Origin of the sequence: Streptomyces sp. AC550_RSS872 (genome assembly GCF_019049285.1) — a bacterium.
In the GTDB taxonomy this organism is placed as follows: Bacteria; Actinomycetota; Actinomycetes; order Streptomycetales; family Streptomycetaceae; genus Streptomyces.
In genome coordinates this window covers 126,653-145,717 of the sequence record NZ_JAGMUL010000020.1, presented here as the reverse complement: position 1 = coordinate 145,717, position 19,065 = coordinate 126,653, and the positions used below count along the sequence as shown (strand labels likewise).

The 19,065-nt window shown below is 71.2% G+C and carries 18 protein-coding genes; 8 read left to right on the top strand and 10 right to left on the bottom strand.

The window, feature by feature from the left end:
* Positions 1-94: 94 nt before the first annotated feature.
* Together KUM44_RS09660 and KUM44_RS09655 are read right to left on the bottom strand one after the other, a co-directional pair.
* Positions 95-775, bottom strand: a complete 681-nt coding sequence (locus tag KUM44_RS09660) for a response regulator transcription factor (protein WP_217207375.1) — start codon at positions 773-775, stop codon at positions 95-97.
* A gap of 145 nt (positions 776-920) precedes the next feature.
* Positions 921-2,165, bottom strand: coding sequence for a histidine kinase (locus KUM44_RS09655; RefSeq protein ID WP_217207374.1), 1,245 nt, complete (start codon positions 2,163-2,165; stop codon positions 921-923).
* 178 nt (positions 2,166-2,343) lie between these two features.
* Between KUM44_RS09655 and KUM44_RS09650 the strand changes: the two genes are divergently transcribed.
* The 3 genes from KUM44_RS09650 to KUM44_RS09640 all read left to right on the top strand — a co-directional run bounded on the left by KUM44_RS09650 (position 2,344) and on the right by KUM44_RS09640 (position 5,398).
* Positions 2,344-2,544, top strand: a complete 201-nt coding sequence (locus KUM44_RS09650) for a hypothetical protein (RefSeq protein ID WP_217207373.1) — start codon at positions 2,344-2,346, stop codon at positions 2,542-2,544.
* A 124-nt stretch (positions 2,545-2,668) separates the two neighbouring features.
* Positions 2,669-4,414 (top strand): hypothetical protein, encoded by a 1,746-nt coding sequence (locus KUM44_RS09645; protein ID WP_254389279.1) that lies wholly within the window; start codon positions 2,669-2,671, stop codon positions 4,412-4,414.
* A gap of 471 nt (positions 4,415-4,885) precedes the next feature.
* Positions 4,886-5,398 (top strand): hypothetical protein, encoded by a 513-nt coding sequence (locus tag KUM44_RS09640; RefSeq protein ID WP_308402553.1) that lies wholly within the window; start codon positions 4,886-4,888, stop codon positions 5,396-5,398.
* 422 nt (positions 5,399-5,820) lie between these two features.
* On the opposite strand, the gene KUM44_RS09635 is transcribed toward KUM44_RS09640, so the two are convergent.
* Both KUM44_RS09635 and KUM44_RS09630 read right to left on the bottom strand, forming a co-directional pair.
* The gene (locus tag KUM44_RS09635) at positions 5,821-6,207 is read right to left on the bottom strand and encodes a ribonuclease domain-containing protein (protein ID WP_217207372.1); all 387 of its coding nucleotides are present in this window, start codon (positions 6,205-6,207) and stop codon (positions 5,821-5,823) included.
* A 151-nt stretch (positions 6,208-6,358) separates the two neighbouring features.
* Positions 6,359-6,985 (bottom strand): dihydrofolate reductase family protein, encoded by a 627-nt coding sequence (locus KUM44_RS09630; RefSeq protein ID WP_217207371.1) that lies wholly within the window; start codon positions 6,983-6,985, stop codon positions 6,359-6,361.
* Positions 6,986-7,171: 186 nt separating this feature from the next.
* Between KUM44_RS09630 and KUM44_RS09625 the strand changes: the two genes are divergently transcribed.
* On the top strand, positions 7,172-7,939 hold the full coding sequence (locus tag KUM44_RS09625) for an SDR family oxidoreductase (RefSeq protein WP_217207370.1): 768 nt from the start codon (positions 7,172-7,174) through the stop codon (positions 7,937-7,939).
* Positions 7,940-8,038: 99 nt separating this feature from the next.
* On the opposite strand, the gene alc is transcribed toward KUM44_RS09625, so the two are convergent.
* A complete protein-coding gene (gene alc, locus KUM44_RS09620) occupies positions 8,039-9,154 on the bottom strand; it encodes an allantoicase (RefSeq protein ID WP_217207369.1) in 1,116 nt (371 codons plus the stop codon).
* A gap of 48 nt (positions 9,155-9,202) precedes the next feature.
* Positions 9,203-10,543, bottom strand: coding sequence for an allantoinase AllB (allB, locus tag KUM44_RS09615; RefSeq protein ID WP_217207368.1), 1,341 nt, complete (start codon positions 10,541-10,543; stop codon positions 9,203-9,205).
* 250 nt (positions 10,544-10,793) lie between these two features.
* Here allB and KUM44_RS09610 point away from each other — a divergent pair, with 250 nt between their 5' ends.
* Positions 10,794-11,591 (top strand): IclR family transcriptional regulator, encoded by a 798-nt coding sequence (locus KUM44_RS09610; protein WP_217207367.1) that lies wholly within the window; start codon positions 10,794-10,796, stop codon positions 11,589-11,591.
* A 132-nt stretch (positions 11,592-11,723) separates the two neighbouring features.
* Here the strand turns inward: KUM44_RS09610 and KUM44_RS09605 are convergent, their stop codons facing one another.
* On the bottom strand, positions 11,724-12,035 hold the full coding sequence (locus tag KUM44_RS09605) for a DUF5955 family protein (protein ID WP_217207366.1): 312 nt from the start codon (positions 12,033-12,035) through the stop codon (positions 11,724-11,726).
* A 185-nt stretch (positions 12,036-12,220) separates the two neighbouring features.
* On the opposite strand from KUM44_RS09605, the gene KUM44_RS09600 reads away from it, so the two are divergent.
* The gene (locus KUM44_RS09600; protein ID WP_217207365.1) at positions 12,221-12,823 is read left to right on the top strand and encodes an NTP transferase domain-containing protein; all 603 of its coding nucleotides are present in this window, start codon (positions 12,221-12,223) and stop codon (positions 12,821-12,823) included.
* Between the two features lie 210 nt (positions 12,824-13,033).
* Complete coding sequence (aceB, locus tag KUM44_RS09595) at positions 13,034-14,656, top strand: malate synthase A (protein ID WP_217207364.1); 1,623 nt, start codon at positions 13,034-13,036, stop codon at positions 14,654-14,656.
* A 4-nt stretch (positions 14,657-14,660) separates the two neighbouring features.
* On the opposite strand, the gene KUM44_RS09590 is transcribed toward aceB, so the two are convergent.
* Genes KUM44_RS09590 through KUM44_RS09580 form a run of 3 tightly spaced genes read right to left on the bottom strand, consistent with a single transcriptional unit; the run spans position 14,661 to position 17,376 of the window.
* Positions 14,661-14,960 carry a SelT/SelW/SelH family protein gene (locus KUM44_RS09590; protein WP_217207363.1) on the bottom strand — a complete coding sequence of 100 codons (300 nt, stop codon included), beginning with the start codon at positions 14,958-14,960 and terminating at the stop codon, positions 14,661-14,663.
* A complete protein-coding gene (locus KUM44_RS09585) occupies positions 14,957-15,862 on the bottom strand; it encodes a HipA family kinase (RefSeq protein WP_217207362.1) in 906 nt (301 codons plus the stop codon). The genes KUM44_RS09590 and KUM44_RS09585 overlap by 4 nt, the downstream gene beginning before the upstream one ends.
* Before the next feature lie 20 nt (positions 15,863-15,882).
* A complete protein-coding gene (locus KUM44_RS09580; protein WP_217207361.1) occupies positions 15,883-17,376 on the bottom strand; it encodes an IucA/IucC family protein in 1,494 nt (497 codons plus the stop codon).
* 143 nt (positions 17,377-17,519) lie between these two features.
* On the opposite strand from KUM44_RS09580, the gene KUM44_RS09575 reads away from it, so the two are divergent.
* Positions 17,520-19,034, top strand: coding sequence for an IucA/IucC family protein (locus KUM44_RS09575; RefSeq protein ID WP_217207360.1), 1,515 nt, complete (start codon positions 17,520-17,522; stop codon positions 19,032-19,034).
* Positions 19,035-19,065 lie beyond the last annotated feature (31 nt).

The following is a 19,065-nucleotide window of genomic DNA, read 5'->3' as shown; positions in this document are numbered from 1 at the left end:
TCCGTGCGGTGAAGATTCGATACCTCCACCACACACGGGGGCCTTCGCCATGATCAAGCCCGGGCAGTGTTAACAACGCTCGTGATCAATACAGCTAGTGCCCGTCCTCCTCCCCTTCCTCCAGAAGTCCCGCGTCGTACGCCAACAGGGCGATCTGCACACGGTTGTTGAGGTCGAGCTTGGCCAGGACGCGGGAGACATGGGTCTTGACGGTGGCGACGCTCATGAAGAGCTCTGCGGCGATCTCGGCGTTGGCCAGGCCCCGGCCCACCGCGACGGCGACCTCGCGCTCGCGGTCGTTGAGGGCGGTGAGCCGCTCACGCGCGCGTGCCCGGCGGGTGTCGGCGGCGGTGCCGGCCGCGTGGTCCATCAACTGGCGGGTCACGGTGGGCGACAGGACCGGGTCCCCGGCCGCGACCCGGCGCACCGCGTCGACGATCTCAGCGGGCGGGGTGTCCTTGAGCACGAAGCCGGCGGCGCCGGCCCGCAGGGCGCGCAGCACCAGCTCGTCGGCGTGGAACGTGGTCAGCAGCACGACCTGCGGGGCGTCCTTGCGGCCGCGCAGCCGTTCCGTGGCGGTCAGTCCGTCGACCGACGGCATCCGGATGTCCATCAGGACCACGTCCGGCCGGGTGCGGTCGACCAGCGTCTCGACCTCACCGCCGTCGGCCGCCTCGCCGACGATCTCGATGTCGTCGGCGCCGCCCAGCATGAAGGACAGCCCGGCCCTGACCAGCGGGTCGTCGTCGACGAGGAGGAGTCTGATCGCAGTCATGTGGCTTACGTAATCACGGTTGTACGGGGTGGCGGGGCCGGACGGCGTGGAGTCCCCGTGCGGAACGCGGCACGAACCGCAACAGCGAGCGCCGGAGCGCCCGTTGAGCGCCCCGCTCCCGGGCCGACGGCCGTCACGACGGCCGTCACCCCCACGGCAGCCACGCCCGCACCTCGAACCCTCCGTCCGCCCCCGGCCCGTGCTCCAGTCGCCCGCCCGTCAGCGTCGCCCGTTCCGTCAGCCCGATCAGTCCCTGTCCGGAGCCGGGAACGTGGGGAACCTCGCCCTCGGGCGAGGGATTGCGCACCGCTACGGACAGACCCTCGCCCGGAGCGCCGGTCACCGTGACCGTGACCTCCGTGCCGGGCGCGTGCTTGCGGGCGTTGGTCAGGCCCTCCTGGGCGATGCGGTAGGCGGTGCGGCCGACGGACGCGGGCACGGCGGCGGGGTCGGTGACGTGCTGGTCGAGGGTGACCTTCATCCCGGCCTCTCGGGACTCGGTGACCAGCGTCTCCAGCGCCGCGAGGGTCGGCTGGGGCCGGCCGGTGTCGTCGGGCTCGCCCGCCCGCAGCACGCCGATGATCTCCCGCAGGTCCTGGAGGGCCTCGTGGGCGCTCTCCCGGATGACGCCGGCCGCCCGTGCGATCTCCTCGCGGGGCGCGTCGGGCCGGAACTCCAGTGCGCCCGCGTGCACGCTGAGCAGCGTCAGCCGGTGGGCGAGGACGTCGTGCATCTCCCGGGCGATGGCCTCACGGGCGAGCCGCTGCGCCTGCTCGGCCCGCAGCCGCGCCTCCGTCTCGGCACGCCTGGCGCGGTCGCGCAGGCTCAGCATGAGCTGCCGTTTGGACCGGGCGAGCATGCCCCAGCCGACGACCGCGACGGTCAGCAGCGAGGCCAGGGCGACGATCCAGCCGTAGGACAGATCGGGGTCAGGGCGGAACCAGTAGAACACCAGGGTCACGGCGGCGTACGCCCCGGCCACCCAGGCCACATACCTGAAGGGCCGGTGCACGGCGAGCGTGAACAGGGCGATCAGGCTGGCGCCGCCCGCCGCGGCCGACACGAGGGTGACCGGCACCATGGCGACCGCGAGCCCCACCGGCCAGCGGCGCCGCAGCCACACGGCGGCGCAGGAGAGCGCGCCGACGAGTTGGTCGAAGGCGGCGTAGCCGGCCGGGAGATCCTCCTTCCTGATCGTGTCCGCGGCCACCAGCCCGATGAACACGGCCAGCAGGAAGCAGGAGAAGTCGACCACCCAGTCGCGGGCGGTGCGCCGCAGTCGCCCCGAGTGCGCGACCTCGGAGTCGAATTCCTTGATCAGGGCAGAGGGCAGCCACCAGCGCCGCCCCGCGAACGCCTGCGGTGCGTGCTCCGACTTGTCACCACTCACGATCGACAAATCTACGCAGTGGCCGCCCGCCACGCGCCTCCTCCGGCACGATCACCGACCAAAGTCGCACCATCGCCGACTTTGGACGCGGCGGGCCGCCCGGAACCGGAACTTCCGTCGACCAGGGCTCGCCCTGCGGCCGATTGGTGCGGGGGGCCCGCGGGGCGAGAGTCATGGCATGAAGCAGTTGCTGGAGTTCCTCGGAGTCATCGCCCTTCTTCAGGGAATCGCGGGCCTGCTGACCGAGTTCACCGACTGGGACTGGGGTCTCGTCCAGCGGATCGGTTTCCTCGACGGCTACGGGATCTACGCGAGCGTCGCCCTGCTCGTACTGGCCGTCGCGCTGTTCGCGGCCGCCGAGAGCCGGAAGTCCGGCTGAACGCGACACGCCGCTGATCTTCCTCCGTACGTCCGGGACCCCTCCCCAGCCCGCTGCCGGAACATGGCGTACCCGCGAAGGAGCAAAGCGCTCTTCCCGTACGGCAATTGGGGAGTGAGTCGGTATGAGTGGGTCCGAAGAGCCGTCGGGTGTCGGTGGCACGGGCGGGACACCGGGCGGACCCGGTTCCACGTCGCCCGAGCCCTCGTCGTCACCCCTGCCCCCGCTGCCCGCCGACGCGCCGCCCGTGGAACCGCCGCCCTCCGAGTGGTTGACCTACACGCTGCCGGAGGAGCCCGAGGACGCCACGCCCACGGACCCGTGGCGGGCAGCGGCAGCCGGGCTGTTCAACCTCGGCGGACTCGGGCTTGGGTACGTGCTCCTACAGCGCTGGCCGCAGGCGGCCCTGTGCTGGATCGCGACCGGCTGGCTGCTGGCGGCCGCCCTGCCCGCAGACCCCGCCGGGCTGCCGGACGGGGCGGTGTGGGCATACGCCTTCTTTCAGGTGCTGGCCGCGGTCCACGGGGCGTGGCTGGCGCGTCGTACGCGGCTGAGGTTGTCGTGGCGGCCGACGGTCGCCGCCGGTCTCGGGCTCGTGCTGCTCGCCGTGCCGGCCGGAGGGGCGGTGGGGTACGAAGCGGCGCGAGAAGAGGCGTACCAGCAGATGTTGCTCGACCGGCTCGCCAGGACGGACCGGCTGGTCACCGCCGCCTCACAGCGGGACGGCTTCGCCGAGGCCAAGGAGGACTACGAGCGGGCACTGAAGGCCTACCGTGCGATCGGCGACGACCACCCCGGCAGCCGGGCGGCCCAGCGCATCCCCGATCGCCTGGAGCGGTTCTACGACACCGTTGCCAAGCCGTACCGCGAGAAGGAGTACTGCGAGGCCCTGCAACCGCTGCGGTACCTGTGGAAGCTGTCCGACACGATGGACGGCAAGCGGCTCGGCCCCCTCGTCGACTGGCCCGAGGAGCCCCTGGCCACCTCGCTCTACGAGTGCGGCATCACGCATCTCGGCTCCAACGCCGTGACCGAAGCGGATGCCGGCGGTGGCGCGCTGGCCGACCTCCTGCGGACGTTCCCCGGCTCGGCGCAGGCCGCCAAGGTCGAGCCGGCCGTCAGGGCAAGGATCGCGAAGCAGTCCAAGGCCCTGAAGGGCAACGACCCCTGCCCCGCCAGCGAGGAACTGCACGCCGTCAGCCGGACCCTGGTCGGCCTGCCCGCGGGCAGCCCCGGTGACGGACTGCGCACGGACGCCGCCAACGCTGTGGAGTCCGGCGTCTACGCCTGCGGGGTGGACGAGTTCGAGGACGCCGAGTTCGGTGCCGCGGCCGAGACACTCAACGACTTCGCCGACAAGTACGAGGACAACAAGAACGCCAAGCGCGCCCGGCAGATCGCCATCGCCGCGGAAATCGCCGAGGAGAGGCCCGAGGCGGGCCGGAAGCTGCCGCCGTCCCGCAGCCCGGGCGGCTCCAAGATGCCCCTGGAGATCAGCAACGACGCCCCGACCGCCGTCGAGTTCCTCTACACCGGCCCGGTCACCGGCAGCATCTACCTTCCGGCGTGCGCCGACTGCACCGAGTACTCCAGCGAGTCGAACGCCGAGAGCGCCGCCTGCTCCAACCGCGGCATCGACTACCCGACCAGCTATCTCAACCTGCCCGCCGGCAACTACCACACCCTCATCAAGTACGCCGACGAGGACGCCGAGGACGTGACGAACAAGTCCGACGGAATGCGCATCGACCCCGGATACACATACACCAACTGCACATACGTCGTGAGCGAGAGCAGCTACCCGGGATATCCCGACATCCCGGAGTTCCCTGAGCTCGAGCCCATCGAGCCCATCGAACCCATCGTCTGACTCGCCGGAGCCACCACAGCGCCATACTGAGCCTGGTCTTTGATGTCCTCCACCTCGGAGACCAAGCTCGGACCGGCGAGAGACCTGAGCCTCGCGACACTCCGGCCGGCCCCGCGATCACCGCGCACACCCGCTGCCCCCCCCCGCTGCCAGGCGCTGAGCAGGGCAAATCCATGAGACTGGGGGCTGCTAGCCGCCGCGAGGAGCGTTGTCAATACCCGACACGCGCGCAGAAGCGTGATGGGGCGTCAGTCGCGTCACTCCAGAGGCCCAACCGCATCGCCAAGTCGCCGTCATCCGACTCTTTCTGATGACTCGTCACAAACGCGGCCGCAGGCGTTCGAACGCCCGATCGGCCCCTTTTCGTCAGCCCCCGAACCTTTCTGAGGTGGCGGCAGAATTAGGCATGAGTATGTTCATTCATAACCGGCCGGCTCGGCTGACTCGCTGAGAGATGGAGGAGAAATTCCTGTGAGAAGGAAAATCAGAGTACGTCCGCGCACCGTTGTCGCGATCACCTTGTCGGCGGGTGTCACCGTCGTCGCCGTGACCAGCGTGGACTACGCCTCGGCTTCCAATTCCGCCTCGAAATCCGCCCCGTCGGTGCAGGAGGCCGCTGCCTACGTCCCTCAGGGAGGCGATGACCATTCGGCCTACGGCTTCCGGAATGACGAACCCGGAAACGACCGGCGGGACGATCGCGGACGGATCCACGTCAACGAACGGACGTTTTCAGCCGAGCCGGGTGTGTGCACCGCTGTGATCAGCAGCCCTGCGTCCAGCTTCAACGTCCGGAACGAGAGCGACAAGACCGTCGAATTCTTCACCGGAATTACCTGCGACAATGGCGCCGCAATTGCGACTATCGGCCCCCGGAACTCCAGCAGCGCAATTGCCGGCACGACGGTCACCGACGGGGTTGTGGTGCCCACGGCGCTGGTCGGCAGCTTCCGGGCAATCGACAAGCATCATCACCACCACTGACCCCCACGGACCAAGGGCAGCGACAAGCCTGCCCGTGTGGCCCTTGGGCCCGACCCGCCGCAGTACGGCCGGCCGGGCCCGTCGGGCATCCGCCGACGGTGGGCCGGGCTCTCCTTCGGCTCGGGACAGCAGCAGAGAACCGTGGGGGGTGGTCGCTGAGCCGGGGCGACGAGACTTACAACGCGAGGCCATGCCCGCAGCCCGTCGGCAAGATCGCAACTGCCGCAGTGAGGGTGCCTGGCCCCACGGCCGAAGTGTGGGGGGTCCGCGGGGCCAGGAGTGCTCGCGACAAGCGGGCTTGGGCTCTTCAGCTTCTCCACGGCAACCGTGGAGAAGCTGTGTCGCACGGGTCAGCGCCGATCGCTGCGGCAGCCGATCAAGGCGCGAAGGGCGCCTGATCGGTCACCCGGATTCGCTGACCTTCAGCAGCTGTAGTTGACCAGGTCGAAGGACTCGTAGTGGTCGGCCGTGTAGTAGTCCTCCTGGTTCCGCTCCCCGGTGACGATCCGGCGGGCTCCGCGCGTGTCGGAGCCAGGCGTGATGACCGTGTACTCGTGGTAGTACCCGGACGCCTGGCTCGGCAGGATGCCCTCCCGGTTCCGGAAGACCGTGCCGTCCTGGTCGAAGGGGAAGGGTCCGCCCTGTTCGATCAGGTCGAGCGTGTCGTGCGCCTGGGAGGGCAGGTCGCTGTAGCAGATACTGCCGACCGCTGCGGCGGCCGGCGTGGCGGTGACGGTGCCGCCGACGAGGAGGGCGGACAGGACGGCGGCTGCGGCGCCGATGCGAGTGATTCGTGGGGGGAATCTCATGGCTTCATGATGACGCGCGTAGACAGTGGCATGTCAATGACAACGAGGGAGAATTTCCCGGCAAGTCCGATGAGTTTTCGGGAAGTTAACGTACGCCCCGGCGTCCTCACGCGATCTCCACGAGATCGGGCGAGAACGCCGAAGCCCCTGGTCAGGCATCTTCCGGGAGCGCGAACGAGCCGTACTCGGGGCGGCCCGCGAGGTCGTAGGAGTTGATGGCGACACCGGTGCTCGTGACGCGGCCGCCGGAGTGCCTGAACGCGGTGGGCACGGCGCCCTCCGTGAACAGGCGGTGGCCCGTGCCGAGCACGACCGGGAAGGTCAGCAGATGGAGGGTGTCGACGAGGCCGAGGGCCAGCAGCGACCTGACGAGGGCGCCGCTGCCGTGGACCTGGAGCTCGCCGTCGGTGCGCTCCTTGAGCGCGGTGACCTCCTTGGCGAGATCGCCGCCGAGCACGGTGGTGCCGGACCACTCGGGGTCCGTGAGGGTGGCGGAGGGGACGTACTTCGGCAACGCGTTCAGCTTGCCGGCGACCGGGTCGGCGGGATCGGTCACCTTGGGCCAGTACGCCGCGAAGATGTCGTACGTACGGCGTCCGAGGAGGAAGGCGGACGGGCGCCCGAAGACGTCGTTGATGAACCGGCCGAAGTCGTCGTCGGCGTACGGAAAGACCCAGCCGCCGTGCTCGAAGCCGCCGCGGGTGTCCTCCTCCGGGCCGCCGGGGGCCTGGTAGACGCCGTCAAGCGTGACGAAGAGGGTGGAGACGAGCTTGCCCATGAGGGGTGCCTCTCTCTGGGGTGGGATCTGCTGTCATCACCTCAGACCCGTCCGGCACCCGCAACTCATCGCTGCCGGCCCGCCGCATTCCACACCTGGATCCAGGCGTCCCCACAGGGTTCCGCCCCGGACCTCGGTGTCCGTTCGCCGCCAGCGCTTCGGCCCGCGCGGCGCTGGGATGGACGCATGACGACCACTCACGCACCCACGACAGGCACGTACGCACCCCTCAAAGGCAAAGTGGCCCTGGTCACCGGCGGCAGCCGCGGCATCGGCGCGGCGACGGCACTGCGGCTCGCGCGGGAGGGCGCGGATGTCGCCGTGACCTACGTGAACGGCAAGGAGGCGGCCGAGGAGGTCGTACGGGCCGTGCAGGCGCTGGGGCGGCGGGCCCTGGCCCTGCGGGCGGACTGCGCGGACGCGGACGAGGCGGCGGGCGCGGTGGAGCGCACCGTGGAGTCGCTGGGCGGCCTGGACGTGCTGGTGAACAACGCCGGCGTCGGCGTACTGGGCCCGCTGGACGGGCTCGCGCTCACCGATGTGGACCGGGTCCTCGCGGTCAACGTCCGGGGCGTCTTCCTGACGACCCAGGCGGCAGCCGCCCGCATGGCCGACGGGGGCCGGATCATCACGGTCGGCAGCTGTATGGCCCAGCGGGTGCCCGGCCCCGGCGGGACCCTCTACGCCACCAGCAAGGCGGCGCTGATCGGCCTGACGAAAGCCCTGGCACGCGAGCTGGGCCCGCGCGGCATCACGGCGAACATCGTCCACCCCGGCCCCGTCGACACCGACATGAACCCGGCGGACGGCCCGTACGCGGCCGGCCAGGCGGCGCTGACCGCACTGGGCCGTTTCGGCACGGCCGACGAGGTGGCGTCGACGGTCGCGTACCTGGCCGGGGCCGACTACGTCACGGGCGCGGAGTTCGCGGTGGACGGCGGCCACGCGGCGTGACACGACGTGGGGCGCTCCGGTGCTGTCCGGCCGGTGCGCCCCACGGGTTCAGCGGATCCGCCGCTCGAGCGGACCCATCGCTGCAACGGACCGGTCGCGTCAGCCGCCCAGCTCCTGGTGGCGCGCCGCCAGCGCCGCCACGCCCTGCTCGGTCAGCGAGCCGTGCAGCCGCAGTCGGGAGATGCCGCCGTCCGGGAAGATGTCCACGCGGGCGTGCGTGCCCACCGCGGGGGCGTCCAGGACGAAGCGGTGGTTGGTGTCGGGCTGGAGGCGGGTGCGCGGGAGGATCACGGTCCACTCGCCGTCCTCGCCGTCCTTCACCGAGACCGACGCCCAGCCCGCGCTGTTGCCCTTCAGATACGCGGTGTCGATCTCGATCGCCCGGATCTGGGACTGCGCCACCAGCTGGTAGCGGATCCAGTCGTTGCCCTGGTCGCGGCGGCGGCGCGTCTCCCAGCCGTCGTCCATCTTGCGGGAGCGGCCCGGCTGGATGGTGTTCGTGGCGGGCGAGTAGAAGAGGTTGGAGGCGTCCTCGACCTGGCCGCCGTTCTCCAGGGCCACCACGTCGAACGTGCCGAGCACCTCCAGCCACTTCGGGTCGGGTGCCACCTCGCCGTAGACGCGCAGGCGTGCGATGCCGCCGTCGGGGTGCTGGTTGACCCGCAGGTGGGTGAAGCGCTGCTCGACGTCGATGGAGAAACCATTCGCCGCGTGTCCGCCCACCGCCGTGCGCGGCACCAGCGTCGTCCACTTCACGTCGTCGGCCAGCAGTTCCTCCGGCGACGGCGAGCCCGGCACGGACGCGCCCTCGACGGACACGGCCTGCGGGTAGTTGCCGCGGAAGTGGGCCGTGTCGACGACGATCCCGCGGATCACGCCCGGCGCCCCCAGGCGCACCAGCGCCCAGTCGTGGTCGTCGGCTGTCGGCCAGGGGTGCTCGGCGGAGGCACCGCGCCTGCGGCGGGTCTCCCAGCCGTCCATGATCTTGCCCTTGTGCCCGAAGTGCTCGGGGTCGAACTCGGCCCGCTCGGGCACCAGCAGGTTCTCGCGCTGGGCGAAGAACTCGTCGTTGGCGGCGATGACTCCGGCGCCGAGGTTGCGGTCGGCGAGGTTGGCGTACTGGGTGAAGGGGAAGTCGGCGGTGCGGTGGTCCGCGTACGGGTCGCCGCCTCCGTAGGGGTTCGCGTCGCCGGTGAAGCTGGGTATCGCCGTCACGGTGGTGGTTCTGCCTTTCTGGAGTCGGCCGGTGCGGGTGCGGGAGGGTCAGTGGGCGGCGCGGGTGAGCAGTTGCCCCTTCGGGTCGGTGAACTCGCCGTCCGCGACGATGCGTTCGCCGCGCAGCCAGGTGGACTTCACGACGCCGTGGAGGGTCTTGCCCGCGTACGCCGTCACGCGGTTGCGGTGCTGGAGGGCGGCCGGGTCCACGGTGAAGGTCTCGTCGGGCGCGAGGACGGCGAAGTCGGCGTCGCGGCCGACCGCGATGGCGCCCTTCTGATCGAGTCCGACGAGCTGTGCCGTCCGCGCGGACATCCAGCGGACCACGTCCTCCAGACCGTGACCGCGCTTGCGGGCCTCGGTCCATACGGCCGCCAGGCTCAGCTGGAGTCCGGAGATGCCGCCCCAGGCGGTGGCGAAGTCGTCGGTCTTCAGGTCGGCCGTGGAAGGCGAGTGGTCGGTCACCACGCAGTCGATGGTCCCCTCGGCCAGCGCCTGCCACAGCAGGTCCTGGTTGGCGGACTCGCGGATCGGCGGGCAGCACTTGAACTCGCTGGCGCCGTCCGGGACTTCCTCGGCGGTGAGGGTGAGGTAGTGCGGGCAGGTCTCGACGGTGATCCGCACGCCGTCCCGCTTGGCCTCGGCGATCAGTGGCAGCGCGTCGCTGGAAGAGAGGTGAAGGACGTGCACGCGTGCGTGGAGGCGCTTCGCCTGGGCGATCAGCTGGGCGATGGCCGTGTCCTCCGCGTCGCGCGGGCGCGAGGCGAGGAAGTCGGCGTACCTGGGGCCGCCCCGCTGCGGGGCGGCGTCGAGGTGGTGCGGGTCCTCGGCGTGCACGATCAGCAGTCCGCCGAAGGAGGCGATCTCCGCGAGGGACTGGGCGAGCCGGTCCTGGTCGAGGTGCGGGAACTCGTCCACGCCGGACGGAGACAGGAAGGCCTTGAAGCCGAAGACGCCGGACTCGTGCAGCGGGCGCAGGTCCTTGACGTTGTCGGGCAGGGCACCGCCCCAGAAGCCGACGTCGATGTGCGCCTTGTCGGCGGCCACGTCCTGCTTGGTGCGGAGGTTGTCGACCGTCGTGGTGGGCGGCAGCGAGTTGAGCGGCATGTCGACGAGGGTGGTGATGCCGCCGGCGGCCGCCGCGCGCGTGGCGGTCCAGAAGCCCTCCCACTCGGTGCGACCGGGGTCGTTCACATGCACGTGCGTGTCGACCAGGCCGGGCAGCAGGACGTCGTCGCCGAGGTCCTCCAGGCGGGCGCCTGCCGGGACTTCGGCGTCGTATCCGAGAACGGCCGTGATCTTGCCGGCGGAAACCAGGACCGTGGCGGCCCGTGTCCCCTCCGGGGTGATGACTCGCGTCGAGCGCAGCACCAGTTCAGCGTCGGACACCCGGGCCCCTCTCTGCCGCCATTGACTTCCGCGTGACGGAATTCAACTTTCTGTTGAAGGAGTCTTCACTCCCGTTCGTGCGCCGTCAAGGGCACACTTCTCCAGAGTGCACCCACCTCATACTCTCTGTACGTTTCCACAAAGTGGAATTATAATTTCGGCAAGCAGAACGTAGCTATGCACAAGCGGGGAGTCAACCGACTGACGGGTAGGCTTCTGCCCTTCCCACCGGTCCTGAAAGGAACGCGCCGTGCCGACGTCCAACGCCAGCACCACCGACGCCGCCAAAACCAACAACGGTGGTGGCGTCCAGTCCCTTGAGCGCGCCTTCGACCTGCTCGAGCGGATGGCGGACGCCGGCGGCGAGGTCGGCCTGAGCGAGCTGTCCGCGAGCAGCGGGCTGCCGCTGCCGACCATCCACCGCCTCATGCGGACACTCGTGGCGTGCGGATACGTCCGCCAGCAGCCCAACCGCCGCTACGCCCTCGGCCCGCGCCTGATCCGCCTCGGCGAGTCCGCCTCCCGGCTGCTCGGCACCTGGGCCCGGCCCTACCTGGCCCGGCTGGTCGAGGAGACCGGCGAGACCGCGAACATGGCCCTGCTCGACGGCGACGAGATCGTGTACGTCGCCCAGGTGCCGTCCAAGCACTCGATGCGCATGTTCACCGAAGTGGGCCGGCGCGTCCTCCCGCACTCCACGGGTGTCGGCAAGGCGCTGCTCGCCGGTTTCCCGCCGGAGGAGGTGCGCGCACTGCTGTCCCGCACCGGCATGCCGGCCGCGACCGAGAAGACGATCACCACGCCGGACGGCTTCCTCGCGGCCCTGGAGGAGGTACGCCGGGCCGGCTACGCGGTCGACGACAACGAACAGGAGATCGGCGTCCGCTGCCTGGCCGTCTCCGTGCCTGACTCCCCCACCGCAGCGGCGATCTCGATCTCCGGGCCGGCCGGCCGCGTGACGGAGGCGGCGACGGAGAAGATCGTGCCGGTGCTCCAGCAGGTCGCCGGCGAACTGTCCCAGGCACTGGCCACCCAGAACCACGCCTGACGCCGGAGGGCCTGAATTCTCAGCGCCGGCCCGGACATCTTCAGCCCGTCCGGCGTTTGAGGACGAGGCCCGAAGGGCCGACAGCGGGGGCCCAGGGGGCGGCAGCCCCCTGGCGGGGTCGAAGGGGCGGAACTAACGTCGCGGCTCCCCGAACAACTCCACCGCGTCGCGCACCCGCGTGAGCCCCGGGGACAGCGCGCTCACCGACCCGATCGCCCCCGCGATCAGCAGCAGTGACCTTCGCAGCCGCGGCGTCTCCGGCACCCCGTCGATCGTCATCGCGGCGAGAGCGGCGAGTTCGTCCTCGGCGATGCCGCGGTCGGGGAACTCGGCCGGATGCGCGGCGAGCTCGCGGCGCAGGCGGGACACCGCCGACCGCAGTTCCACCACCCTCAGGTCCTCGTTGCTGCCCGTCACCGGCCTCTGCCTCAAGCTCCGCAACAAAGCACTCCCCCTCGCACGCCGTTGTGCGCCAGCAGTACGCGTCCCCCGTCGAGCCCCCCTGACGGTGGTCGGGCGCCGGCGACGCGGGTCAGTAAACGCCACCGCTGCCGGGCGCGCCACCGTGCGGACCGAAATTCAGCCCAAGGAGACCCGGCGGTCTTGCGGGCGTCAGGTATGCAGGACCCATGACGGAGAAGAAAGCCCCGCCGGTCACCGGTCTGCTGCTCGCCGCCGGAGGTGGACGACGGCTCGGCGGGCGCCCCAAGGCCCTGCTCCGGCACCGCGGCCGACCGCTCGTCGAGCACGCCGTCGCAGTGCTGCGCGCGGCCGGCTGCACCCGCGTGCACGTGGTGCTGGGCGCACAGGCCGCCGCCGTACGGGAACAGGCGGAACTCGGTGACTGCGTGCTGGTGGAGAACCCGGACTGGGCGGAGGGGATGGGCTCCTCCCTGCGCGCCGGGCTGGGCTCGCTGGCCGGCACGCAGGCGAGGGCGGCGCTGGTCTCGCTCGTCGACCAGCCCGGCATCGGCCCGGAGGCGGTCGCGCGCGTGCTCGCCGCGTACGAGGACGAGACGTCGCTCGCCTCAGCCTCCTACGACGGCGTACGCGGCCATCCCGTGCTCTTCGGCGCCGCCCACTGGGCGGGCATCGCGGCGACTGCGACCGGCGATCGAGGGGCACGCGCCTATCTGAAGGAGCGGGAGGAGGCGATCGGGCTCGTCGAGTGCGGGGACGTGGCACGGCCGTACGACATCGACACCGAGGCGGATCTCGCCCACCTTGAGTAAGGGGGGTGGCACCCAGAGCCACGTTGCCTCGACTCAGAGAATCTCGATATCAACAAACGATTGAACTTCCACCATGAGGAAACTAGTATCCACTGTTCAGAAGCGCCCGCCTGCTCCGCGGGCGCCGCTAGCCGTATCCGGGAAGACTGGCACCCGGTGCCAGAAGCTCGACAGCTCGTCCACGTAGCTCGCTGAAGGAAGTGACAGCTCATGTCCGCACCAGCGCCGTCCCCGCTGGCCATCGTCGACGCCGAGCCCCTGCCCCGGCAGGAGGAGGTCCTTAACGACGCGGCCCTCGCCTTCGTGGCCGAGCTGCACCGCCGGTTCACGCCCCGGCGTGACGAACTCCTCGCCCGCCGTGCGGAGCGCCGCGCCGAGATCGCCCGCACCTCCACCCTCGACTTCCTCCCGGAGACCGCCGCGATCCGCGCGGACGACTCCTGGCGGGTGGCCCCGTGCCCGCCCGCGCTCCAGGACCGCCGGGTCGAGATCACCGGTCCCACCGACCGCAAGATGACCATCAACGCCCTCAACTCGGGCGCCAAGATCTGGCTCGCGGACTTCGAGGACGCCTCCGCCCCGACCTGGGAGAACGTCGTCCTCGGTCAGATCAACCTGGCCGACGCCTACACCCGCAACATCGACTTCACCGACCCGAGGTCCGGCAAGTCGTACGCGCTGCGCCCGAACGACGAGCTCGCGACCGTCGTCATGCGCCCGCGCGGCTGGCACCTGAACGAGCGTCACCTCCAGATCGACGGTGAGCAGGTCCCCGGCGCCTTCGTCGACTTCGGCCTGTACTTCTTCCACAACGCCCAGCGCCTGCTCGACCTCGGCAAGGGCCCGTACTTCTACCTCCCGAAGACCGAGTCGCACCTGGAGGCCCGCCTCTGGAACGACGTGTTCGTCTTCGCGCAGGACTACGTCGGCATCCCGCAGGGCACCATCCGCGCGACCGTCCTGATCGAGACGATCACGGCGGCGTACGAGATGGAGGAGATCCTCTACGAACTGCGCGACCACGCCTCCGGGCTGAACGCCGGCCGCTGGGACTACCTGTTCTCCATCGTGAAGAACTTCCGTGACGGCGGCGCCAAGTTCGTCCTCCCGGATCGCAACGCGGTCACGATGACGGCCCCGTTCATGCGCGCGTACACCGAACTCCTCGTCCGCACCTGCCACAAGCGCGGCGCGCACGCGATCGGCGGCATGGCGGCGTTCATCCCGTCCCGCCGGGACGCCGAGGTCAACAAGGTGGCCTTCGAGAAGGTCCGCGCCGACAAGGACCGCGAGGCCGGCGACGGCTTCGACGGCTCCTGGGTCGCCCACCCCGACCTGGTCCCGATCGCCATGGAGTCCTTCGACAAGGTCCTCGGCGACAAGCCCAACCAGAAGGACCGCCTGCGCGAGGACGTCTCCGTCCAGGCGGCCGACCTGATCGCCGTCGACTCCCTGGACGCCAAGCCGACGTACCCCGGTCTCGTCAACGCCGTCCAGGTCGGCATCCGCTACATCGAGGCCTGGCTGCGTGGCCTCGGCGCGGTCGCCATCTTCAACCTCATGGAGGACGCGGCCACCGCCGAGATCTCCCGCTCCCAGATCTGGCAGTGGATCAACGCGGGCGTCGAGTTCGAGAACGGCGAGAAGGCCACCCCGGAGCTGGCCCGCAAGGTCGCCGCCGAGGAACTGGCCAACATCCGCGCCGAGATCGGCGAGGAGGCCTTCGCGGCCGGCCACTGGCAGCAGGCCCATGACCTGCTCCTGGAGGTCTCCCTCGACGAGAACTACGCGGACTTCCTGACGCTGCCGGCGTACGAGCAGCTCAAGGGCTGAGCCCTCAGGAAGCAGGCTTGTCCGAGTGGCCCAGGGACTTTCCCGGGGCCACTCGGTCGCGTACGGCCTGCTTGACCGCCGTCGGCTCCGGGAACCCCTGGTCGCGGCGGTCCCAGACGACCTCGTCGTCGACGCGGACGACGAAGATCCCGCCCTTGCCGGGCTTCAGCGCCAGCTCGGACAGCTCCGTCTCGAAGGTCGTGAGCAGTTCCTGCGCCAGCCAGGCCGCGCGGGGCAGCCACCTGCACTGGGTGCAGTACTCGATCTCGACACGGCCCGACTCGCCCGAAGAAGCCTGCGTCATCCCAGGTGCACCGACCAATCCTGTTCAGCGGCCGGCTTGCCGTGCAGGTCGGGGACCCGCTTGAGCCAGTTCGGCCGTCCTTGCTGGGTCTTCGCCGCGCGCTGGGCCTCTTCGGCCGCCAGTTCCGCACGGCTGGGGAACTCGGTGGGCAGCCAGGCCGCGGACGCCCGCACGCGCGCGTGCAGGTACGTCACATAGGCCTCGCGGGCCTCGCCGGGCGAGGCGAAGTCGGTGAGCCAGGCGTCCGGTACCTCCGCGACGATCGCGCGCAGCAGTTCCTCGGTCACCTTGGGCGCGAGTTCGGCGTCGGCGGCGCGCACGTCGGGCCCGTAGTGGCCGAGGGCGTGGTGGCGGAAGTCGTACGCCTTTTCGGGGTCGGAGCCGTCCCAGCGGTGGTGGAAGACGAGGGCGGCGCCGTGGTCGATCAGCCACAGGCGCGGCGGGACGGTCCCGAGCGTCGGCCAGACCATCAGGTTGGAGCTGTGGACCGTACGGTCGACGTTCGCCGTCAGGGCGTCCAGCCAGACGATCCGGCCCGCCTCCAGCGGGTCGACGCGGAAGGCCTTGGCGACGTCCGGGGTGAAGTCCTTCGCGCCCGGCAGATAGTCCATGCCGAGGTTGACGCCGGCGCTCGCCCCGTGGAGGTCGCGTACCTCCTGGTGGGGCTCGCTGTCGGCGATCACCGGGTCGAAGTGGACCAGGACCAGTTCGGGGAAGCGCAGGCCGAGCGCGCGTGCCAGTTCACCGACGATCACCTCGGCGACCAGCGCCTTGCGGCCCTGCGCGGAGCCGGTGAACTTGACGACGTACGTGCCGAGGTCGTCGGCCTCGACGACTCCGGGCACGGAGCCGCCGGACCGCAGCGGGGTCACGTATCGAACAGCAGTCACATCGCGCAGCACATCGGCCAGGGTAGTTCAGATCATGTACGGGCCAGCGGGTTCGGCAGCGGACGGTAGCGGGCGTCCGCGCCGTCGGCGTTGGTCCAGCGCAGGAGCAGGTTCGTCTTGCCGGGGAGGGTGGGTGCGGTGAGCAGGCCGTCGATCTCGGGCAGGTCGTGGCGGGCGAGTTCGCTGCGCAGGGCGGGCCAGGGGTCCAGGGCCGGGTGGCGTTCGACGAGTGCCTCGGCGATCTCCACGAGGTGGTTGACGACCAGGCAGTACACCAGCCGTTCCCAGCCGGCCGCCCGTGACACCTCCGGCAGCAGCTTCACGCCCTCCGCGTCCCGGAAGACGGCCCGCACGGGGGTGCCGTCGCCGTCGACGGCGACCAGGGTGTTCTGGAGGTGTGCTTCGAGTACGACACCGTGCTCGGCGAAGGCCGCGAGGGCGGGCGGCACGACCACGCCGAGATACGCCCCCCACCAGGCCGCCGGGTCCGCCGCGGCGTCAAGTGGGCTGCCCTCGAAGCCCTCCACGAGGGCGGCGGCGAGCAGCGGGGTCGTGGCGGGCGGCAGACGGTCGTGGAAGCCGTCGCGGATCAGGACGGCGAGTTCCTCGAAGGCGAAGTCGGCGGTGCGGTAGCCGCGGTCGCTCAGCCAGGCCGCGGCGCCGGTGGCGAGGGCGGCCGTGGCCGCTGCGTCCGTGCGACGCAGCCTCAGCAGGTCGTGGCGCCACAGCCGGCGGATGTCGTTGGTGATCCGCACGTCGAGGCTGAATTTCAGGAACAGGTCGCGCTCGGGGGCGTAGAGCGTGCGGATCGCGGCCGTGGGCCAGGCGTCGAAACCGGTCGTGCCGAGCCGGATCAGCCGGCCGTCGGCGAAGGCGGGCGCGAGGTCCACGAGGTCGAGCTGCCAGGGGTGGGCCGGCAGCAGCCGATAGCCGGGCGGGGCCGCGCCGAGCGCGTCCAGGGCGGCGGTGTCCCCCTCCTCGACGACGGCGTCCTCGCGCAGCCCGAGCAGCGTCAGCGGGAAGCGGGCGTGCGCCTCGGGGGCGTACGGCAGCCAGGCCGCGACCGGGCCGCCACCGCGCGCCTTGGGGGCGGGGTGGTAGGGGTGGCCGGTGAGCAGGCACTGCTCCGAGCGCAGGTAGGGGTCGTCCGGCGGGGTGGCACGCGCGCGTGCGGTCAGCAGCGCGGCCACCGCGTCCCGGCTGTCGATCATCTCGGCGGGCAGTTCGTGGTTGGACAGACCGGTGTGGCGGCGCAGTTCGTCGGCCACGAGCTTGACGAGCTCGGTGTGCCCGACGCGCCGCCAGGTTCCGTCGGCGCGGACCTCGGGCTCGGCGGGCCGCCGTGCGCCGAGGACCCGCAGCAGGCGGCCCGAGCCGGGCAGTCGGTACACCCGCCGTTCGCCGGACGCACCGTGGGGTTCGGCCACCTCGCGCAGCAGGCAGTTCAGCAGGGGCGCGACCGCGTGGGCGTCGGCGCGGTCCGCGACGTCGGCGGCGGGTGGCGGGGTGAGGTGCACGCGATCCACTCGTTCTCTGCGGTCCGTTTCAGGACGGTCTCTTCAAGTCCGTTCAGGACGGTCTGTACGGTCCGTTTCAGGCGGGAAGGCGATCAGTATGTCTGTCGTCGGCGCCTGGCCCGACGTCCTACTCGTACCCGAGGAGCCCGCCCGTGCACCGTCCCCCCAGCGCCGAGGCCGAGGTCGCCGCAGAACTGGCCGACGTACGCCCCGGACTCGCCTCGCGGTTCGCCGCCGAGCTCCCCGGGGCCCGGGCGGCCGTCCTGACCCGGCTGTGGCGTGCCCTCGCGCACGAGCCGCTGCCCTGGATCGCCCGACGTGAGCGCGGCCGGGAGGGCCTCACCCTGCGCCTTTCGGACGGCCGCCGGCTGTACGGCCCGCACGCCGACCCGTACGCCACCGCCGCGTACGGCACCGCCGTACGACTCGACCGGGCGTCGTACGAGGATCCGGCCGGGCTGATGACCGCGCTGTCCGTGCCGCACGGGGCGGCGTTCGCCGCCGAACTCGGCCACAGCGTCGCCTCGTTGGCGCTTTCGCGGGCCGGGCGGGACGCTCACCCGAAGGTGTGGCCGGCCCGCGACTGGGAGTGGGAGCAGCGGGTCGTCGACGGGCATCCGTTCCATCCCAACTGCCGTTCCCGGCCCGGGTTCTCGGTCGCCGAACAGCTGGCGTACGGGCCCGAGCACCGGCCGGTGGTGACGTTGGGCATGGTGCCGGTGCGGGCGGACGAGTGCCTGGTGACGGGCCGGTGGCCGGACGGGATGCGGGACGGGGGACAGCTGCTGATCCCGGTGCATCCCTGGCAGGCCGAGCATGTGCTCAAGCGGCCCTGCGACCCCTGCGCCGACGGCCTCTGCGCGCACCCGCTGATGTCCCTGCGCACCCTCGCCCTGCCCGACGGACCGCACGTCAAGACCGCGTTGAGCGCCCGGCTGACGTCCTCGGTGCGGGACATCTCGGTGTACTCGATCTCCCTGTCGGCGACCCTGTCCGAGTTCGCGGAGACGCTGGCGGCGCGGACGGAAGGGCTGCTGCACATGACCCGCACGCTGGGGGCCGCCACGGCCGGCTCCCCCGATCTGGCGGCGGTGTTGCGTGAGTCGCCGCAGGAGTGCGCGGGGCCGGGCGAGCGGGTCGTACCCGTGGCCGCGCTCGCCACCACCGAGCTGCCCGAATCCCCGGCGTGGCTGGCCGAGTTCACGCGTCTCGCGCTCACCGTGGGGCTGCGGCTGCTGGAGTCGGGCGTGGCGCTGGAGGCACACGGCCAGAACCTGCTCGTGGTGCTGTCGGCCGACGGCTCCCCGGTGCGGCTGGTCTACCGCGACCTCGCCGACATCCGGGTCAGCCCGGCCCGGCTGGCCCGGCACGGCATCCCGGTGCCGGAGCTGACCGGCCGGATCGTCACCGACGACGTGCCGACCCTGCGCCGCAAGCTGTTCGGCTCGCTGGTGGCCGGGGCGCTGGCGGGTACGGCCGGATCGGGGACGGCGTTGCGCGGGGCGCTGGAGGCCGTCGTAGGGGAGTTGCCGGCCACCGTGGATCTCGCCGCGCTGCGCGACGAGCCGCTGCCGACGAAGGCGCTGTCGCTGATGCGGCTGTCGCCGGGGGCGCCCGGGGACCAGTGGGCGAAGCTGCCCAATCCGCTGGTCACCGAGGTGTTCTGACCGGTGGTCCGGCAGGTGGCGGGCCTCGTTT

Excerpts from the sequence above, each read along its gene's own strand:
- aceB (WP_217207364.1), top strand. The coding sequence starts at position 13,034 with ATGTCCGCACCAGCGCCGTCCCCGCTGGCCATCGTCGACGCCGAGCCC.
- KUM44_RS09600 (WP_217207365.1), top strand. The coding sequence starts at position 12,221 with ATGACGGAGAAGAAAGCCCCGCCGGTCACCGGTCTGCTGCTCGCCGCC.
- KUM44_RS09660 (WP_217207375.1), bottom strand. The coding sequence starts at position 775 with ATGACTGCGATCAGACTCCTCCTCGTCGACGACGACCCGCTGGTCAGG.
- KUM44_RS09630 (WP_217207371.1), bottom strand. The coding sequence starts at position 6,985 with ATGGGCAAGCTCGTCTCCACCCTCTTCGTCACGCTTGACGGCGTCTAC.
- KUM44_RS09650 (WP_217207373.1), top strand. The coding sequence starts at position 2,344 with ATGAAGCAGTTGCTGGAGTTCCTCGGAGTCATCGCCCTTCTTCAGGGA.
- KUM44_RS09625 (WP_217207370.1), top strand. The coding sequence starts at position 7,172 with ATGACGACCACTCACGCACCCACGACAGGCACGTACGCACCCCTCAAA.
- KUM44_RS09645 (WP_254389279.1), top strand. The coding sequence starts at position 2,669 with ATGAGTGGGTCCGAAGAGCCGTCGGGTGTCGGTGGCACGGGCGGGACA.
- KUM44_RS09590 (WP_217207363.1), bottom strand. The coding sequence starts at position 14,960 with ATGACGCAGGCTTCTTCGGGCGAGTCGGGCCGTGTCGAGATCGAGTAC.
- KUM44_RS09635 (WP_217207372.1), bottom strand. The coding sequence starts at position 6,207 with ATGAGATTCCCCCCACGAATCACTCGCATCGGCGCCGCAGCCGCCGTC.